This window comes from Pseudomonas sp. GW823-FHT04A03 (assembly GCF_058796615.1).
The window spans coordinates 148,202-163,877 of sequence record NZ_JBXAIV010000013.1; the positions used below are offsets into that span (position 1 = coordinate 148,202).

Annotated in this window: 12 protein-coding genes; 10 read left to right on the forward strand and 2 right to left on the reverse strand. The window is 62.1% G+C overall.

All coding sequences use genetic code 11. The features are described 5' to 3' along the window. Window positions 1–28 precede the first annotated feature (28 nt). On the reverse strand, window positions 29–1,018 hold the full coding sequence (locus tag AC1Q9F_RS25280; protein ID WP_492621181.1) for an alpha/beta hydrolase family protein: 990 nt from the start codon (window positions 1,016–1,018) through the stop codon (window positions 29–31). Between the two features lie 73 nt (window positions 1,019–1,091). Here AC1Q9F_RS25280 and AC1Q9F_RS25285 point away from each other — a divergent pair, with 73 nt between their 5' ends. The 10 genes from AC1Q9F_RS25285 to trpE all read left to right on the forward strand — a co-directional run bounded on the left by AC1Q9F_RS25285 (window position 1,092) and on the right by trpE (window position 13,331). Next, window positions 1,092–3,488: a PAS domain-containing sensor histidine kinase gene (locus AC1Q9F_RS25285; RefSeq protein ID WP_492621182.1), complete on the forward strand. Its 2,397-nt coding sequence runs from the start codon at window positions 1,092–1,094 to the stop codon at window positions 3,486–3,488. Window positions 3,489–3,573: 85 nt separating this feature from the next. Beyond that, a complete protein-coding gene (locus AC1Q9F_RS25290; RefSeq protein ID WP_179693504.1) occupies window positions 3,574–4,203 on the forward strand; it encodes a response regulator in 630 nt (209 codons plus the stop codon). 218 nt (window positions 4,204–4,421) lie between these two features. Further along, window positions 4,422–5,546, forward strand: coding sequence for an ABC transporter ATP-binding protein (locus AC1Q9F_RS25295; RefSeq protein ID WP_207984118.1), 1,125 nt, complete (start codon window positions 4,422–4,424; stop codon window positions 5,544–5,546). 48 nt (window positions 5,547–5,594) lie between these two features. Further along, window positions 5,595–6,638: an ABC transporter substrate-binding protein gene (locus tag AC1Q9F_RS25300; protein WP_207863696.1), complete on the forward strand. Its 1,044-nt coding sequence runs from the start codon at window positions 5,595–5,597 to the stop codon at window positions 6,636–6,638. Window positions 6,639–6,835: 197 nt separating this feature from the next. Beyond that, on the forward strand, window positions 6,836–8,083 hold the full coding sequence (locus tag AC1Q9F_RS25305) for an ABC transporter permease (RefSeq protein WP_007959935.1): 1,248 nt from the start codon (window positions 6,836–6,838) through the stop codon (window positions 8,081–8,083). Window positions 8,084–8,095: 12 nt separating this feature from the next. Continuing rightward, entirely contained in the window at window positions 8,096–8,920 is an 825-nt protein-coding gene (locus tag AC1Q9F_RS25310) for an ABC transporter permease (RefSeq protein WP_085688449.1), read from the forward strand. Window positions 8,921–9,028: 108 nt separating this feature from the next. Next, window positions 9,029–10,177 (forward strand): iron-containing alcohol dehydrogenase, encoded by a 1,149-nt coding sequence (locus AC1Q9F_RS25315; protein ID WP_492621183.1) that lies wholly within the window; start codon window positions 9,029–9,031, stop codon window positions 10,175–10,177. Window positions 10,178–10,291: 114 nt separating this feature from the next. Beyond that, on the forward strand, window positions 10,292–10,966 hold the full coding sequence (gene rpe / locus AC1Q9F_RS25320) for a ribulose-phosphate 3-epimerase (RefSeq protein WP_007918813.1): 675 nt from the start codon (window positions 10,292–10,294) through the stop codon (window positions 10,964–10,966). Continuing rightward, window positions 10,963–11,781 carry a phosphoglycolate phosphatase gene (locus AC1Q9F_RS25325; RefSeq protein ID WP_085688443.1) on the forward strand — a complete coding sequence of 273 codons (819 nt, stop codon included), beginning with the start codon at window positions 10,963–10,965 and terminating at the stop codon, window positions 11,779–11,781. Before rpe ends, AC1Q9F_RS25325 begins: the two co-directional genes overlap by 4 nt. Before the next feature lie 71 nt (window positions 11,782–11,852). Next, window positions 11,853–13,331: an anthranilate synthase component I gene (gene trpE, locus AC1Q9F_RS25330; protein ID WP_492621184.1), complete on the forward strand. Its 1,479-nt coding sequence runs from the start codon at window positions 11,853–11,855 to the stop codon at window positions 13,329–13,331. A gap of 69 nt (window positions 13,332–13,400) precedes the next feature. Here the strand turns inward: trpE and estP are convergent, their stop codons facing one another. Further along, a complete protein-coding gene (estP, locus tag AC1Q9F_RS25335; RefSeq protein ID WP_492621185.1) occupies window positions 13,401–15,311 on the reverse strand; it encodes an esterase EstP in 1,911 nt (636 codons plus the stop codon). Between the last annotated feature and the right edge of the window lie 365 nt (window positions 15,312–15,676).

Consider the following 15,676-nt stretch of genomic DNA (forward strand, 5'->3'; position numbering starts at 1 on the left):
TTGTCTGCGTTTTGACAGTCCGGTTTTTTTAGTCCGGGCTTTGCGGATTCAACCAGCCACGCACCCGGCGGAACAATTGCTCCTGTTCGGCCTTGTTGTCCGGCAGGGCCTTGAGTGCGACCTGACTGAACGCGGACGTCTTCAGTCGCTTGCTCGCCTGCAGGCGCTCCAGTGCCGCGTTGCGGTCCAGCGGTTTATCCATATAGAAAATATCCGCTGTCGGCAGCTTCAGGGTCGGCGTCAGTTCCACCAGTTCCGGCTTGGCCTTGGCCGGGGTCTGTGCGGCCACCAGCAGCAGCTTCTCGACCTGCGAGCTTTGTCTCTCGCTCAGGTATCGCGCGGCCCAGTAGGCGCCAGTTCCATGACCGAGGACGACGATGCTGCGCGCGCTCTGTTGTTCGGCGTAGGCCAGTGCTGCGTCGATGCGGGCGAAGATTCGCTCGGCGTCGGCCTTGGACTGTTCCTCGGTGGATTCAGCAACGACCTTGTCGGCCACATCGGCTTCGCCACCGGCGGCTTGTTCGATCGGCTCGGCGGTGGTCGAATCCTTGCTGCCCGGGTCGACGGTTTTCGGCGCGGCGGGTGCTTCGACCACGCGCGGTGCGATGGCATCGCTTTGCAGATCGGGCAGGGTGATACTCAGGCTGCTCCACTCGACGTCCGGCAACTTGCGGCGCAATGGGCCGATCGCCTGAGGCCAGTCGGCGGTTTCGCCAGCACCGGGAATGAGGATCACCGCGCCTTTGGGTTCGGCGGTGTTGGCCGGTTTCCACAGGGCGAGGAAGGTGTCGCTGCCCGCTTGCAGTTGCTGTTGTTCCTGGGCCGGAACCTTGCGTTCGAGTGCCGCGGCTTCTTCCTGACTACGCTCAAGCAGTGGCTGGCGTTCGACCGGTTTTTCTTCGGCGGCTTTTTCTGCGGCGGGGGCGGGCGTTGGATCCGCGGCTTCGACGGAAAACGCACAAGGCAGGATCAGCGACAGGCACAATGCTGGCATTGCCAGGCGATAGACAGGGGGCATCGGTTATTCCAGGCCAGAAGTTATCCCGGCAGCCTAATGGGTTGGTCAGAATTTGTCAGTGTATGAGACTTCAATGATGCGTTTTTGCTGCCTGTGGGTTATCGGCTGTCTGGCGTTTCCCTTGATGGGTTGGGCGGCGCCTGCGCCCCCGAGTCATCTCGCGCGGTTGTCGGCGAGCGAGCAACAGTGGCTCGCACAGCACAACGAATTGCGCGTCGGTCTGGTGTTGCAGGCGCCGTACGCGCAATACGACCGGCGCTTGCAGCGGCTGTCGGGCGCCAACGTCGAGGTGATGAAGGCATTGTCCAGGACGCTGAATGTCGAGCTGAGCTGGCGCAATTTTCAGGATCTGGCCCAACTCGAGGCCGCTGCCCGGGACGGCGAAATCGACATCGCTCCGGGCCTGACCCAGACCCCGGGCGGGCTGCGTCTGTGGCAGTTTTCCGACCCGTACATGCGCGTGCCGCAACTGGTAGTCAGCGACCAGAAAAGCAGCGCGACCGTGGAGCTGGAAAAGCTCGACAGCCAGACCCGCGTCGCCGTGCGCATGCCCGGCGTCACCGCCGATTACCTGCGCGGCAACTATCCCCACCTGAATCTGCAAGGCGTACCAATGGAGCGTCAGGCGCTGCAACTGTTGCTGAGTCAGCAGGCGTCCTACGCGGTGGTCGATGAGGCGCAGCTCGGTCGGCTGTCGGCGGAGCCGGAGTTCGCCGGGCTGGTGGTGGTCGGTGACATCGGTTTGCCGCAACTGCTGCGCATCGGCAGCCGCCGCGACTGGCCGGAGCTGGCCGGGATCGTCGAGAGTGCCTTGCGTGCAATTCCGGCCAAGGATCTGGAACGCCTGCATGCGCAATGGCTGCAACCCAAGTACCCACGGCTTTCCGAATCGCCGGGCTTCTGGCAGAACCTGAGTCTGTTGTTCGCGGTGTTGCTGCTCAGTTGCGTGGCGATTGTGTTCTGGCAACGCCGTCAGCAACGCAGCCTTGAGCAACGCCTGTTCGACGCGCGCGAAGACATCGCCCTGCGTGCTGCCAGCGAAGAGGCCTTGCGCCTTACCCAGTTTTCCATCGATCAGAGCACCGTCGGCATTCTCTGGGTCAATTGGGACAGCCATGTGCGCTACGCCAATCGCGCGGCAGAAAACATGCTCGGTTATCCACAGGGCGCCATCATCGACCGGCCGTTGATCGACTTCGAACCGGGCCTGCACATGGATCGCTGGCTCAACCTGTGGAAACGCGCCCGGGCCAGCGAAGAAGGGCCGCTGAGTTTTGAAACCAACTGTGTGCGCGCCGATGGCAGCGTGCTTCCGGCGGACGTGTCGCTGAGCTTCCTGCGTTTTCGTGATGGCGAGTATCTGGTGGTTTACCTCACCGATGTCACCGAACGCCGTCGTGCCCTGGCTGCGTTGCAGGAAAGCGAGGCGCGGCTGCAAGGCATCGCGGCCAATGTGCCGGGGCTGGTGTTTCGTCTTGAGCGCGCACCGGTCACCGGGCAGATTGACTTCGCCTACATCAGTGAGGGCAGCGAAAGTCTGGTCGGCTACGCGCCGGCCGCCATCGCCCACCGCGACATGGGCCTGCGCAGCCTGGTGCATCCGGATGACCGGGCCGCTTATCACCAGACCCAGGATCAGGCGCTGGACACCGACAGCGACTGGTCGTGGCAGGGCCGGATTCTTACGCGCCAAGGCGAACAGCGCTGGGCCGAAATCAAGGCCATCACTCGTCAACTGGAGGGTGGTGCCTATGTCTGGGACGGTATCGTCTGGGACATCACCGAAAGCAAACGCATCGAACTGGAGCTGGCGGCCTCCCGCGAACAACTGCGCGAACTGTCGGCGCATCTGGAAAGCGTGCGCGAAGAGGAAAAGGCGCGCATTGCCCGCGAGGTTCACGATGAGCTGGGGCAGATGCTGACGGTGCTGAAACTGGAGACGTCGATGTGCGAACTGGCCTACGCGCAACTCGACCCGGGTCTGAACGAACGGCTGAACAGCATGAAGCGCCTGATCGCCCAGTTGTTCCAGCTGGTGCGCGATGTGGCGACGGCATTGCGCCCGCCGATCCTCGATGCCGGGATCGCCTCGGCCATCGAGTGGCAGGCGCGGCGGTTCGAGGCGCGCACGCAGATTCCGTGTCTGGTGCAGGTGCCGGACAACCTTGCACCGCTCAGCGACGCCAAGGCCATCGGCCTGTTCCGCATTCTTCAGGAGGCGCTGACCAACGTCATGCGCCATGCCCAGGCGCATACTGTAGAACTGACGCTGGCGCAGGAAGGCGACGAATTGTGTCTGACGGTCAGCGATGATGGCGTAGGATTTGTCGCCGCTGCCGGCAGGCCGACATCCTTCGGACTGGTGGGTATGCGCGAGCGGGTGTTGATCATGGGCGGGCGGTTGGTGCTTGAAAGTGAGCCGGGGGATGGCACTCGTCTGGTGGTGTGGGTGCCGGTGGATGAGGTCTGATGATTTTGCGGTGTCTGGACTGACGCCTTCGCGGGCAAGCCCGCTCCCACAGGGATTTGTGTTTGCCTGAATCTGGAGAAGAAAATTGATCCGTGTACTGGTAGCCGAAGACCACACCATCGTTCGCGAAGGCATCAAGCAATTGATCGGCCTGGCCAAGGATCTGCAAGTGGTGGGGGAGGCGAGCAATGGCGAGCAGTTGCTGGAAACCCTGCGCAACGTGCCCTGCGAAGTGGTGCTGCTGGATATCTCGATGCCCGGCGTCAACGGGCTCGAAGCGATTCCCCGGATCCGCGCGCTGAACCATCCGCCGGCGATTCTGGTGCTGTCGATGCACGACGAAGCGCAGATGGCCGCCCGGGCGCTGAAGGTCGGCGCCGCCGGGTATGCAACCAAGGACAGCGATCCGGCGCTGCTGCTGACGGCAATCCGTAAGGTCGCAGCGGGCGGGCGCTACATCGATCCGGAACTGGCCGACCGGATGGTCTTCGAGGTCGGCTTGACCGATACGCGACCGCTGCATTCGTTGTTGTCGGAGCGTGAGTTTTCCGTGTTCGAGCGCCTGGCCCAGGGCGCCAACGTCAACGACATCGCCCAGCAACTGGCCCTGAGCAGCAAGACCATCAGCACCCACAAGGCGCGGCTGATGCAGAAACTCAACATCACGTCACTCGCCGAACTGGTGAAGTATGCGATGGAACACAAGCTCCTCTAACGCCCATATCCAATAACGACAGGCGCTTTTGCCGGTTCCTGCGGCTGGAACTTCAGCGCTTGCGCCTGACGTGTCCAAACGCGCCATCCTTGTAGGGCAATCCCTACCCTCGGCCTTCCATCCGGCTGAGGCGATTCTCTCCTGCGCCCCGATTTGCGTGACTGCGAGCAGCCACTAGGCTTAATCCCACAGCAGTCATCAATAACAAAGGTGTGGGTATGAGCCAGGTCGAATCAAACACAGGGGCCAGCGATGTGCTGGTCAGCTTTCGTGGAGTGCAGAAGAGCTACGACGGCGAGAACCTGATCGTCAAAGACCTCAACCTGGAAATCCGCAAGGGCGAATTCCTCACCTTGCTCGGGCCGTCCGGCTCGGGCAAGACCACCAGCCTGATGATGCTCGCCGGTTTCGAAACCCCGACCGCCGGTGAAATCCTCCTGGCCGGTCGGGCGATCAACAACGTGCCGCCGCACAAGCGAGACATCGGCATGGTGTTCCAGAACTACGCGCTGTTCCCGCACATGACCGTTGCCGAAAACCTCGCGTTTCCGCTGACCGTGCGTGGCCTGAACAAGAGCGATGTCAGCGACAAGGTCAAGAAAGTCCTGAGCATGGTCCAGCTCGACGCGTTCGCATCGCGTTATCCCGCGCAACTGTCCGGCGGCCAGCAACAACGTGTGGCCTTGGCCCGCGCGCTGGTGTTCGAGCCGCAACTGGTGTTGATGGACGAACCCCTCGGCGCCCTCGACAAACAACTGCGCGAACACATGCAGATGGAAATCAAACACCTGCACCAGCGTCTCGGCGTGACCGTGGTCTACGTGACTCACGACCAGGGCGAAGCCCTGACCATGTCCGATCGCGTCGCCGTATTCCACCAGGGCGAGATCCAGCAGATCGCGCCACCGCGCACCCTTTACGAAGAACCGAAAAACACCTTCGTCGCCAACTTCATCGGCGAGAACAACCGCCTCAACGGTCGCCTGCTCAGCCAGAACGGCGAGCGCTGCGTGGTCGAGCTGGGGCGTGGGGAAAAGGTCGAGGCGCTGGCGGTCAACATCGGCCAGACCGGCGAGCCGGTCACTCTGTCGATCCGTCCGGAGCGCGTCAGCCTCAACGGTTCGAGCGACCAATGCGTCAACCGCTTCTCCGGGCGGGTGGCCGAATTCATCTATCTGGGCGACCACGTCCGGGTGCGCCTGGAAGTCTGCGGCAAGACTGACTTCTTCGTGAAACAACCGATTGCCGAGCTCGATCCAGCGCTCGCGGTCGGCGACGTGGTTCCGCTTGGCTGGCAGGTCGAGCACGTTCGCGCACTCGACCCACTTCTAGAGGCGCATTGATCGCCCCGGCAATACCAACACCAACCCTGCACGTGGAGAGAACAATAAATGTTGAGATCCCTGAAGTTCACAGCCCTGACCCTGGGCCTGATGGGTGCGGCAAGCGCAATGGCCGCTGGGCCGGATCTGACCGTGGTGTCGTTTGGCGGGGCGAACAAGGCGGCGCAAGTCAAAGCCTTCTACGCACCGTGGGAAGCGGCGGGTAACGGCAAGATCGTCGCCGGCGAATACAACGGTGAGATGGCCAAGGTCAAAGCCATGGTCGACACCAAGAGCGTGTCCTGGGATCTGGTAGAGGTTGAATCGCCGGAACTGTCCCGTGGCTGCGACGAAGACATGTTCGAACAACTGGATCCTGCGCTGTTCGGCAAGACCGAAGACTACGTCAAAGGCGCGATCCAGCCATGCGGCGTGGGTTTCTTCGTGTGGTCGACCGTGCTGGCCTACAACGCCGACAAGCTGAAAACCGCACCGACCAGTTGGGCGGATTTCTGGGACACCAAAAAATTCCCGGGCAAGCGCGGCCTGCGCAAAGGCGCCAAGTACACCCTCGAATTCGCACTGATGGCCGATGGCGTTGCGCCGAAAGACGTCTACAAGGAACTGGCCAGCAAGAACGGCCAGGACCGCGCGTTCAAGAAACTGGATGAGCTGAAACCGAACATCCAGTGGTGGGAAGCCGGCGCCCAGCCACCGCAATACCTCGCTTCCGGTGACGTGGTCATGAGCTCGGCCTACAACGGTCGTATTGCTGCCGTGCAGAAAGAATCCAACCTGAAAGTGGTGTGGAACGGCGGTATCTACGACTTCGACGCCTGGGCCATCCCGAAAGGTCTTGACGCCAAGCGTGCCGAAGCGGCGAAGAAATTCATCGCGTTCTCGGTGCAGCCACAACAGCAGAAGACCTACTCGGAAAACATCGCCTACGGCCCGGCCAACTCCCAGGCAGTGCCATTGCTGGACAAGGCGATCCTGAAAGACATGCCGACCACCCCGGAAAACATCGCCAACCAGGTGCAGATCGACGTCAGCTTCTGGGCTGACAACGGCGAGCAACTGGAGCAGCGCTTCAATTCCTGGGCTGCGAAGTAAGCGCACGACCCTGCAAGGGCGGGCTCGCCTCACCCTTGTGGGAGCGAGCTTGCTCGCGATGAGGCCAACCCATTCAACATCTTCGTTGATTGAACGACCGCATTCGCGAGCAAGCTCGCTCCCACAGGTTGCGGTGTTCCAACACAACAGAGACGGTTTCCCACCTCTGTAACGATCAAAGATTTGCGGAGTACGTCATGGCCATCGCCGTTCCCCTGAACGAGGGCAACAGCCCCACCTTGAAGCAGCGGCTCAAGCACGCCGAGCGGGTCAACCGCTGGAAGGCCCAGGCGCTGATCGCGCCGCTGGTGCTGTTTCTGTTGCTGGTGTTCCTGGTGCCGATCGTGGCGCTGCTCTATAAAAGCGTCGGCAACCCGGAAGTGGTCGGCGGCATGCCGCGCACCGTGACCGCGATTGCTGCGTGGGACGGCCGAGGCCTGCCCGCAGAACCGGTTTATAAAGCCGCCAGCGAAGACCTCGCCGAAGCGCGCAAAAATCAGACTCTGGGCGATCTGTCCAAGCGATTGAACATGGAGTTGGCCGGCTATCGCAGCCTGCTGACCAAAACCGCCCGTTCGCTGCCATTCGCCAGCGAACCGGCCTCTTATAAAGAAGCGCTGGAGGGCCTCGACGAGCGTTGGGGCGATCCGGCCTACTGGCAAGCGGTGAAGCGCAACACCAGCAGCATCACCCCGTTCTATCTGTTGGCGGCGGTGGATCACCGCATCGACGACCTCGGCGAAATTGCCCCGGCCACCCCGGATCAGGCGATCTACCTCGACATCTTCGCCCGGACTTTCTGGATGGGCCTGATCATCACCGTGATCTGCCTGGTGCTGGCCTATCCGCTGGCGTACCTGCTGGCCAACCTGCCGTCGCGTCAAAGCAACCTGCTGATGATTCTGGTGCTGCTGCCGTTCTGGACCTCGATTCTGGTGCGAGTCGCCGCGTGGATCGTGTTGCTGCAATCCGGCGGATTGATCAACAGCGCGCTGATGGCGATGGGCATCATCGATAAACCGCTGGAGCTGGTGTTCAACCGCACCGGGGTCTACATCTCGATGGTGCACATCCTGCTGCCGTTCATGATCCTGCCGATCTACAGCGTGATGAAAGGCATCTCGCCGACCTACATGCGCGCCGCGATCTCGCTGGGCTGCCATCCGTTCGCCAGTTTCTGGCGGGTGTACTTCCCGCAGACCTACGCCGGTGTCGGCGCCGGTTGCCTGTTGGTGTTCATCCTCGCCATCGGCTACTACATCACCCCGGCGCTGCTCGGCAGCCCGAATGATCAGATGGTCAGCTACTTCGTCGCGTTCTACACCAACACCAGCATCAACTGGGGCATGGCCACTGCACTCGGCGGGCTGTTGCTGCTGGCGACCGTGGTGCTTTATCTGATCTACAGCTGGTTGGTGGGCGCCAGTCGCCTGCGCCTGAGCTAAGGGGAATTTGAAATGCTGAGTCCTTATATGTCGCCCGTCGAGCGGGTGTGGTTCTACAGCTTGCGGATCCTCTGCGGCTTGATCCTGCTGTTCCTGATCCTGCCGGTGCTGGTGATCGTGCCGCTGTCGTTCAACTCGGGCAGTTTTCTGGTGTACCCGCTGCAGGGCTTTTCGCTGCACTGGTATCAGGACTTCTTCGCCTCGGCGGAATGGATGCGCTCGCTGAAGAACAGCATCATCGTCGCCCCGGCCGCGACCGTGCTGGCAATGGTGTTCGGCACGCTCGCTGCCATCGGCCTGACCCGTGGTGACTTCCCCGGCAAGCCGCTGGTGATGGCGCTGGTGATTTCGCCGATGGTGGTGCCGGTGGTGATCATCGGCGTGGCCAGTTACCTGTTCTTCGCGCCGCTGGGCCTGGGCAACAGTTTCTTCTCGCTGATCGTGGTGCACGCGGTGCTCGGTGTGCCGTTCGTGATCATCACGGTGTCGGCGACGTTGCAGGGCTTCAACCATAACCTGGTGCGGGCGGCGGCCAGTCTTGGCGCCTCACCGCTGGTGACGTTCCGCCGGGTGACCTTGCCGCTGATTGCGCCGGGGGTGATTTCCGGTGCGCTGTTTGCCTTTGCGACGTCGTTCGATGAAGTGGTGGTGACGCTGTTCCTCGCCGGGCCTGAGCAGGCGACGTTGCCACGGCAGATGTTCAGCGGGATTCGCGAGAACCTGAGTCCGACGATTGCGGCGGCGGCGACTCTGCTGATTGCCTTCTCGGTGATTCTGTTGCTGACGCTGGAATGGTTGCGTGGGCGGAGTGAGAAGCTGCGTACTGCTCAGGTCTGACGACTGCACGATCCGGGTTGTCTGCCATTCATGCGCTGAATGACAGACAACCCGAATTCCCCAGCTACGCTTGTGCTCAGCTCCCACATCTATAAGAGGCTGCGCACGATGAGTCTTTCCTCGTTCAAGATTGCTCACAAACTGATCACCGGCGCCGGGGCCATCGAGCAACTCGCGGCCGAACTCACGCGGCTGGACATCGACAACCCGCTGATCGTCACCGATGCCGCGCTGGTCAAGTCCGGCACGGTGGAGCTGGCGCTGGCGCAGATTGGCGAGCGCGAGTACGAAATCTTCGACCGCGTGCTGCCCGATCCGGAAATCGCCATCGTCGAAGATTGCATGCGTGTCTACCGAGAGGGCGGGCATGACGGCTTGATCGGTCTTGGTGGCGGCAGTGCGATCGACATCGCCAAGAGCGTCGCGGCGTATGCCGGTTATCACGGTGCGCTGGAGGATCTGTTCGGCGTCGATCAGGTTCCGCGCAAAGGCCCGCCGCTGATCGCCATCCCGACTACCGCCGGCACCGGTTCCGAAGTGACCAATGTCGCCATCCTCTCGGACAAGGTCGCCCAACTGAAGAAAGGCATCGTCAGCGACTACCTGTTGCCGGACGTGGCGCTGGTCAGCCCGCAGATGACCCTGACCTGCCCGCGCAGTGTCACCGCCGCCAGTGGCGTCGATGCGCTGGTGCATGCCATCGAGTCCTATCTGTCGCTGAATGCCTCGCCGATCACCGATTCGCTGGCTATCGGCGCGATCAAGTTGATCGCCCGGTCATTGCCCAAGGCCTACGCCAACCCGTCCAACCTGCAGGCCCGGGAAGACATGGCCACCGCCAGCCTGATGGCCGGCATGGCGTTCGGCAATGCCGGGGTCGGCGCGGTGCATGCGCTGGCGTATCCGCTGGGCGGGCGCTTCAACATTGCGCACGGCGTCAGCAATGCGTTGCTGCTGCCGTATGTCATGACCTGGAACAAGATGGCCTGCGTCGAACGGATGCAGGATATTGCTGAAGCCATGGGGGTGAAGACCGCTCATCTGAGTCTCAATGAAGCCGCCGACTGCGCCGTCGCGGCGATGACCGAACTGTGTGCGGCGGTGGAAATCCCGCTGGGCTTGCGCAGTTTCGGCGTGCCCGAAGAGGCGATCCCGGCCATGGCGGTAGAGGCCGTGGGAATCGAGCGCCTGATGCGCAACAACCCCCGCAAGCTCAGCGCCGCCGACATCGAGAAGATCTACCGGGCGGCGTACTGAGAATCCGCCGGTCATCGGTCATGGCACAACCCAATCATCGCGGTCACGGTGCGCGCGCGGAAACTTGAGGTATACAATGCGCGCCATCGTGATTTAGCTCAGAAAAGGTGCGTCATGCAGCCCTTCGTTATTGCTCCGTCGATTCTCTCCGCCGACTTCGCCCGCCTGGGCGAGGAAGTGGACAACGTTCTGGCCGCCGGTGCCGACTTCGTCCACTTCGATGTCATGGACAACCACTACGTACCGAACCTGACCATCGGCCCGATGGTCTGCGCCGCGCTGCGCAAGTACGGCGTGACCGCGCCGATCGACGCGCACCTGATGGTCAGCCCGGTGGATCGCATCGTCGGCGACTTCATTGAAGCCGGCGCCACCTACATCACCTTCCACCCGGAAGCCACGCTGCACGTCGATCGTTCGCTGCAACTGATCCGTGAAGGCGGCTGCAAATCCGGCCTGGTGTTCAACCCGGCGACCCCGCTGGACGTGCTCAAGTACGTGATCGACAAGGTCGACATGGTCTTGCTGATGAGCGTCAACCCGGGCTTCGGCGGGCAGAAGTTCATCCCTGGCACTCTCGACAAGCTGCGCGAAGCGCGCGCGATCATCGATGCCTCGGGCCGTGACATCCGCCTGGAAATCGACGGCGGCGTCAACGTCAACAACATCCGCGAAATCGCTGCCGCCGGCGCCGACACCTTCGTGGCCGGCTCGGCGATCTTCAATGCGCCGAACTATCAGGAAGTCATCGACAAGATGCGTTCCGAACTGGCGCTGGCTCGCCCATGAGTGGTTTTGAGCAGCTGTTCCCGGGGCAACTGCCGCGGTTGGTGATGTTCGATCTGGATGGCACGCTGATCGACTCGGTACCCGACCTGGCGGCGGCTGTGGATAACATGCTGCTCTCCCTCGGGCGCAAGCCTGCCGGTATCGAGTCGGTGCGCGAATGGGTCGGCAACGGTGCGCCGGTGCTGGTGCGCCGCGCGTTGGCCGGCGGCATCGATCATTCCGCCGTGGATGACGTCGAAGCCGAGCATGCGCTGGAGGTTTTCATGGAAGCCTACGGCGCCAGCCATGAGCTGACCGTGGTCTATCCCGGCGTGCGCGACACTCTGAAATGGCTGCACAAGCAAGGCGTGGCCATGGCGCTGATCACCAACAAGCCGGAGCGCTTCGTCGCGCCGCTGCTGGATCAGATGAAGATCGGCCGCTACTTCAAGTGGATCATCGGCGGCGATACCCTGCCGCAGAAGAAGCCCGATCCGGCGGCTCTGTTCTTCGTCATGAAGATGTCCGGCATTCCGGCCTCGCAATCGCTGTTCGTCGGCGATTCGCGCAGCGACGTGCTGGCCGCGAAAGCGGCGGGGGTCAAATGTGTTGCGCTGAGTTATGGCTACAACCATGGCCGACCGATTGCCGAGGAATCCCCGGCGCTGGTGATAGACGATCTGCGCAAGCTAATTCCCGGTTGCCTGGATACGGCCGCTGAGATAACGTTGCCCGACGCTTCTCAATCCCCTTCTGGAAACGCCATCGTGGTGGTCACCCGCAAACTCTGGATGAAAGTCATCAAGGCCCTGGCCCGCTGGCGTTGGCGCGCCTGACTTGTTCCTGGCCGGCCTGCCGGCGCGTTTGCACACCTGACTGATTTGCCCCTCACACCACGAGGCACCCTATGATCCGCGAAGAATTCCTGCGTCTGGCCGCTGACGGCTACAACCGCATCCCGCTGGCCTGCGAAACCCTGGCCGACTTCGACACGCCGCTGTCGATCTACCTGAAACTGGCCGACCAGCCCAACTCCTACCTGCTCGAATCGGTGCAGGGCGGCGAGAAGTGGGGCCGTTACTCGATCATCGGCCTGCCGTGCCGCACCGTGCTGCGGGTTCATGATCATCACGTCAGCATCACCGTCGATGGCGTCGAGACCGAAAGCCATGACGTCGAAGACCCGCTCGCCTTCGTCGAAACCTTCAAGACCCGCTACAACGTGCCGACCATTGCCGGTCTGCCGCGCTTCAACGGCGGTCTGGTCGGTTATTTCGGTTACGACTGCGTGCGTTATGTAGAGAAGCGCCTCGGCAAATGCCCGAACCCGGATCCGCTGGGCGTGCCGGACATTTTGCTGATGGTCTCCGATGCGGTGGTGGTGTTCGACAACCTCGCCGGCAAGATGCACGCGATCGTGCTGGCCGACCCGGCGCAGGCCGATGCCCACGAGCAGGGCCAGGCGCAATTGCAGCAACTGCTGGAAAAACTGCGTCAGCCGATCACCCCGCGCCGTGGCCTGGATTTCAGCAAGCAGCAGGCGGCCGAGCCGGTGTTCCGCTCCAGTTTCACCCAGGACGACTACGAAAAAGCCGTCGACACCATCAAGGAATACATCCTCGCCGGTGACTGCATGCAGGTCGTGCCGTCCCAGCGCATGTCGATCGACTTCAAGGCTGCACCGATCGATCTGTACCGAGCACTGCGTTGCTTCAACCCGACGCCGTACATGTACTTCTTCAACTTCGGCGATTTCCACGTCGTCGGCAGTTCGCCGGAAGTGCTGGTGCGGGTCGAAGACAATCTGATCACCGTACGCCCGATTGCCGGCACCCGCCCTCGCGGGGCCACCGAAGAAGCGGACGTGGCGCTGGAAGAAGACCTGCTGTCCGACGACAAGGAAATCGCCGAGCACCTGATGCTGATCGACCTCGGTCGCAACGACACCGGGCGCGTATCGGAAATCGGCTCGGTGAAGCTCACCGAGAAGATGGTCATCGAGCGTTATTCCAACGTGATGCACATCGTTTCCAACGTGACCGGCCAGTTGAAAGCCGGTCTGACCGCCATGGATGCATTGCGGGCGATCCTGCCGGCGGGCACCCTGTCCGGCGCGCCGAAGATCCGTGCGATGGAAATCATCGACGAGCTGGAGCCGGTCAAGCGTGGCGTGTACGGTGGCGCGGTCGGTTACTTCGCCTGGAACGGCAACATGGACACCGCGATTGCGATCCGTACCGCCGTGATCAAGAACGGCGAGCTGCACGTGCAGGCCGGTGGCGGCATCGTCGCCGACTCGGTGCCGGCGCTGGAATGGGAAGAAACCATCAACAAGCGTCGGGCCATGTTCCGCGCTGTTGCACTGGCCGAGCAAACCCCGGACTGAGTGATTGATGACTCAGCCATAAAAAACGCGGCGCCTGTGAGGGCGCCGCGTTTTTTTATGGCCTGCGAATCAGAAGTCGAGCGCTACGCCGACGTTGATCCCTTGCTGGGTAAAGTCGTCATCCTTGCGAATGTCGTAGCTGGCGCGCAATGCCAGATCCTTGGTGAGGTTGTGGCTCACACCCAGGTTCAGGCGGTTCAGGTTGGTCTGAGGGGTATAGCCAGCCAGGGTGTAGCGGTTGTTCGGCAGGCTGTTGAGGTTCATCGTCACATTCTGGGTGTCATCGTTGTACTCGCGCTCATGGGCCAGTTCGCCGAACACCTGGGTCTGCGAGGTGATCTGGTACTTGCCCTGGATCCCGAGGCCGAGACGCCGGGAGATACGCGACTGGTCATCGAACGTCAGCGCGGTGGAGTCGGCGCCGTTTTCCGAGTAACCGTCGACTTCAACCTTGGCGAAGTCGGCACTGACGAACGGCGACAGGTGCCATGGGCTGCTCGCTTCTGGCGCAATGTCGTAACCCACGCGTCCGCTGAAGGCCAGAACATAGCCGTCGGTGTCGCCTTTTTCGCCGCGTTCGTTGACCCCCAGCTGGAATTTACGCTTGAGGCTGTCGTAATCCAGATGCCCGGCGGTCACGGCGGCGTCACCCCACCAGCGGTTCTGCTGGTACTGGGCGAACGCAGTGCCGAGGTAGGTGTTCAGCTTGTAGTCCGAGTCGTTGTCGCCGGCCTCGAGCTTCTGATTGTAGAAACCGGCCGCTACGCCCACGCGCCAGGCGTCGTTGAGGCGGTAGCTGCCGCCGATGTTCAGGTTGTAACCATTGCCGTCGGCGCTGGCGCCGCTGCGTTGGCTGTCGAAGTCCTGATGCTGGCCGCCGCCGGCGACAATCGCCCGCCATTGGCCAACGGCCTGCCAGTTTTCCCAATCCGCCAGCCACTGGTTGCGCAGTTCATCCTGATGCGAGCGCAAGGTGCCTTGAGCCATTTGCGGCAACAGGGTCGCTTCCCATGGCGCGGCCAGCAGCGAGTAGGCGTAATCGGCAATCAGGCGCTGCCCGGCTTCGGTCGGGTGGACGGCGTCGTTGTAGATCAGCTTGGTCGGATCCGGGGTGGCGCTGTTGATCCCGTACCGCGCGTTCTCCGTGCAGCTGTTGCCGCTGAAGCAGGTGCCGACCAGATTCTGGTCAGTTGCCAGGCCGAACTGCGCCGGATTGGCGAATGCCTCCTTGAGCAGAACCGGGACGTTCAGCGGGATGACGTTGGCGTTGACGCTCTGCAACTGGCTGACCAGTTCGGTGTTGAACTGGGCGCTGAGTTGCGAGGTGAAGGCTTGCAGCGGCGAACCATTGATGGCCGGAGTCAGGCCGATGTCCGGCAGCAGCCAGACCATGATGTAGCGGGCGCCGGCGCCTTGCAGCGTGCGTACGCTGTCGACCAGTCGATCGGCGGCGGCATTCGCCTGCGGAAGACTGGTGACGCGGCCCTGCAGGAAGTCGTTGCCGCCCCCGGTCAGGTAATACAGGGCATTCGGGTCGGCACGGAAGCCGTTCGACGGCAGATAACCGGCGCGGGTACGTTCGCCGGTGGCGGACTGGCTGGTGATCGAGTCGAGAATCTGGTCGGTACGGTAGCCGCCGACAGCCCAGTTGTTGCCATCCGGCAAGCCTTGGTCGGGGCGTACTGTAGAAGACGAGGCGGCGGTCTGGTCCGGGGTGAAGCCGAGACGGCCGCCGAGCAATTGGGTGGCGTTGAGTGAGTAGAACTCACCGCTGCCGTCCTGATAGTTCGGGCCCGTGCGGTTGGTGAAGCGTTTGCCCGACCCGGCGGGGCCGCCGCTGTCGGTGAAGGTCCCCGCATCGCTGAGGCTGTCGCCGAAGACCACGAAATTCGAATAAGGATTGGGTGCGGCGTTCGCCTGGGCGCAGGCCATGGCGAGCAGGCATCCGGCGAGCGGTACAAACAACGTCTGTTTGATCATGAGCAAGTCCGTTTATTTATTGTTGTAGTGAACGAAACGACAGTACCAAAAACTTCCGGCGTTTTGCCATCGGTCGTCAACCCTCCCATTGTTTTATCCCCCACGGCCCCGGCCATATTGCACGCTCCGCCCAGCTAAGTTACTGTGCCGAAACGTATGAACGAGACCTTCCCCGTGTTGATCACCAGCAAACTTCTGGATCAAGTCATCAAGGCACACGCCCGCTGGCGTTGGCGCGCCTGAATCTTTTCTGCCGGCCCCGCCGGATCTGTATCGCTTTGCCTTCCTTGCCTGTTTGAAATGCCGCTGTGCCGATGCGACCTGCGCGTCCGACAGTGAGCAGCGCCCTGGCAAGTCATCCGAAG

What these genes read in the sequence shown, in the direction of transcription:
- AC1Q9F_RS25280 (WP_492621181.1), bottom strand. Translation starts at nt 1,018, where the DNA reads ATGCCCCCTGTCTATCGCCTGGCAATGCCAGCATTGTGCCTGTCGCTG.
- AC1Q9F_RS25285 (WP_492621182.1), top strand. Translation starts at nt 1,092, where the DNA reads ATGATGCGTTTTTGCTGCCTGTGGGTTATCGGCTGTCTGGCGTTTCCC.
- AC1Q9F_RS25295 (WP_207984118.1), top strand. Translation starts at nt 4,422, where the DNA reads ATGAGCCAGGTCGAATCAAACACAGGGGCCAGCGATGTGCTGGTCAGC.
- AC1Q9F_RS25300 (WP_207863696.1), top strand. Translation starts at nt 5,595, where the DNA reads ATGTTGAGATCCCTGAAGTTCACAGCCCTGACCCTGGGCCTGATGGGT.
- AC1Q9F_RS25305 (WP_007959935.1), top strand. Translation starts at nt 6,836, where the DNA reads ATGGCCATCGCCGTTCCCCTGAACGAGGGCAACAGCCCCACCTTGAAG.
- AC1Q9F_RS25310 (WP_085688449.1), top strand. Translation starts at nt 8,096, where the DNA reads ATGCTGAGTCCTTATATGTCGCCCGTCGAGCGGGTGTGGTTCTACAGC.
- AC1Q9F_RS25315 (WP_492621183.1), top strand. Translation starts at nt 9,029, where the DNA reads ATGAGTCTTTCCTCGTTCAAGATTGCTCACAAACTGATCACCGGCGCC.
- rpe (WP_007918813.1), top strand. Translation starts at nt 10,292, where the DNA reads ATGCAGCCCTTCGTTATTGCTCCGTCGATTCTCTCCGCCGACTTCGCC.
- AC1Q9F_RS25325 (WP_085688443.1), top strand. Translation starts at nt 10,963, where the DNA reads ATGAGTGGTTTTGAGCAGCTGTTCCCGGGGCAACTGCCGCGGTTGGTG.
- trpE (WP_492621184.1), top strand. Translation starts at nt 11,853, where the DNA reads ATGATCCGCGAAGAATTCCTGCGTCTGGCCGCTGACGGCTACAACCGC.
- estP (WP_492621185.1), bottom strand. Translation starts at nt 15,311, where the DNA reads ATGATCAAACAGACGTTGTTTGTACCGCTCGCCGGATGCCTGCTCGCC.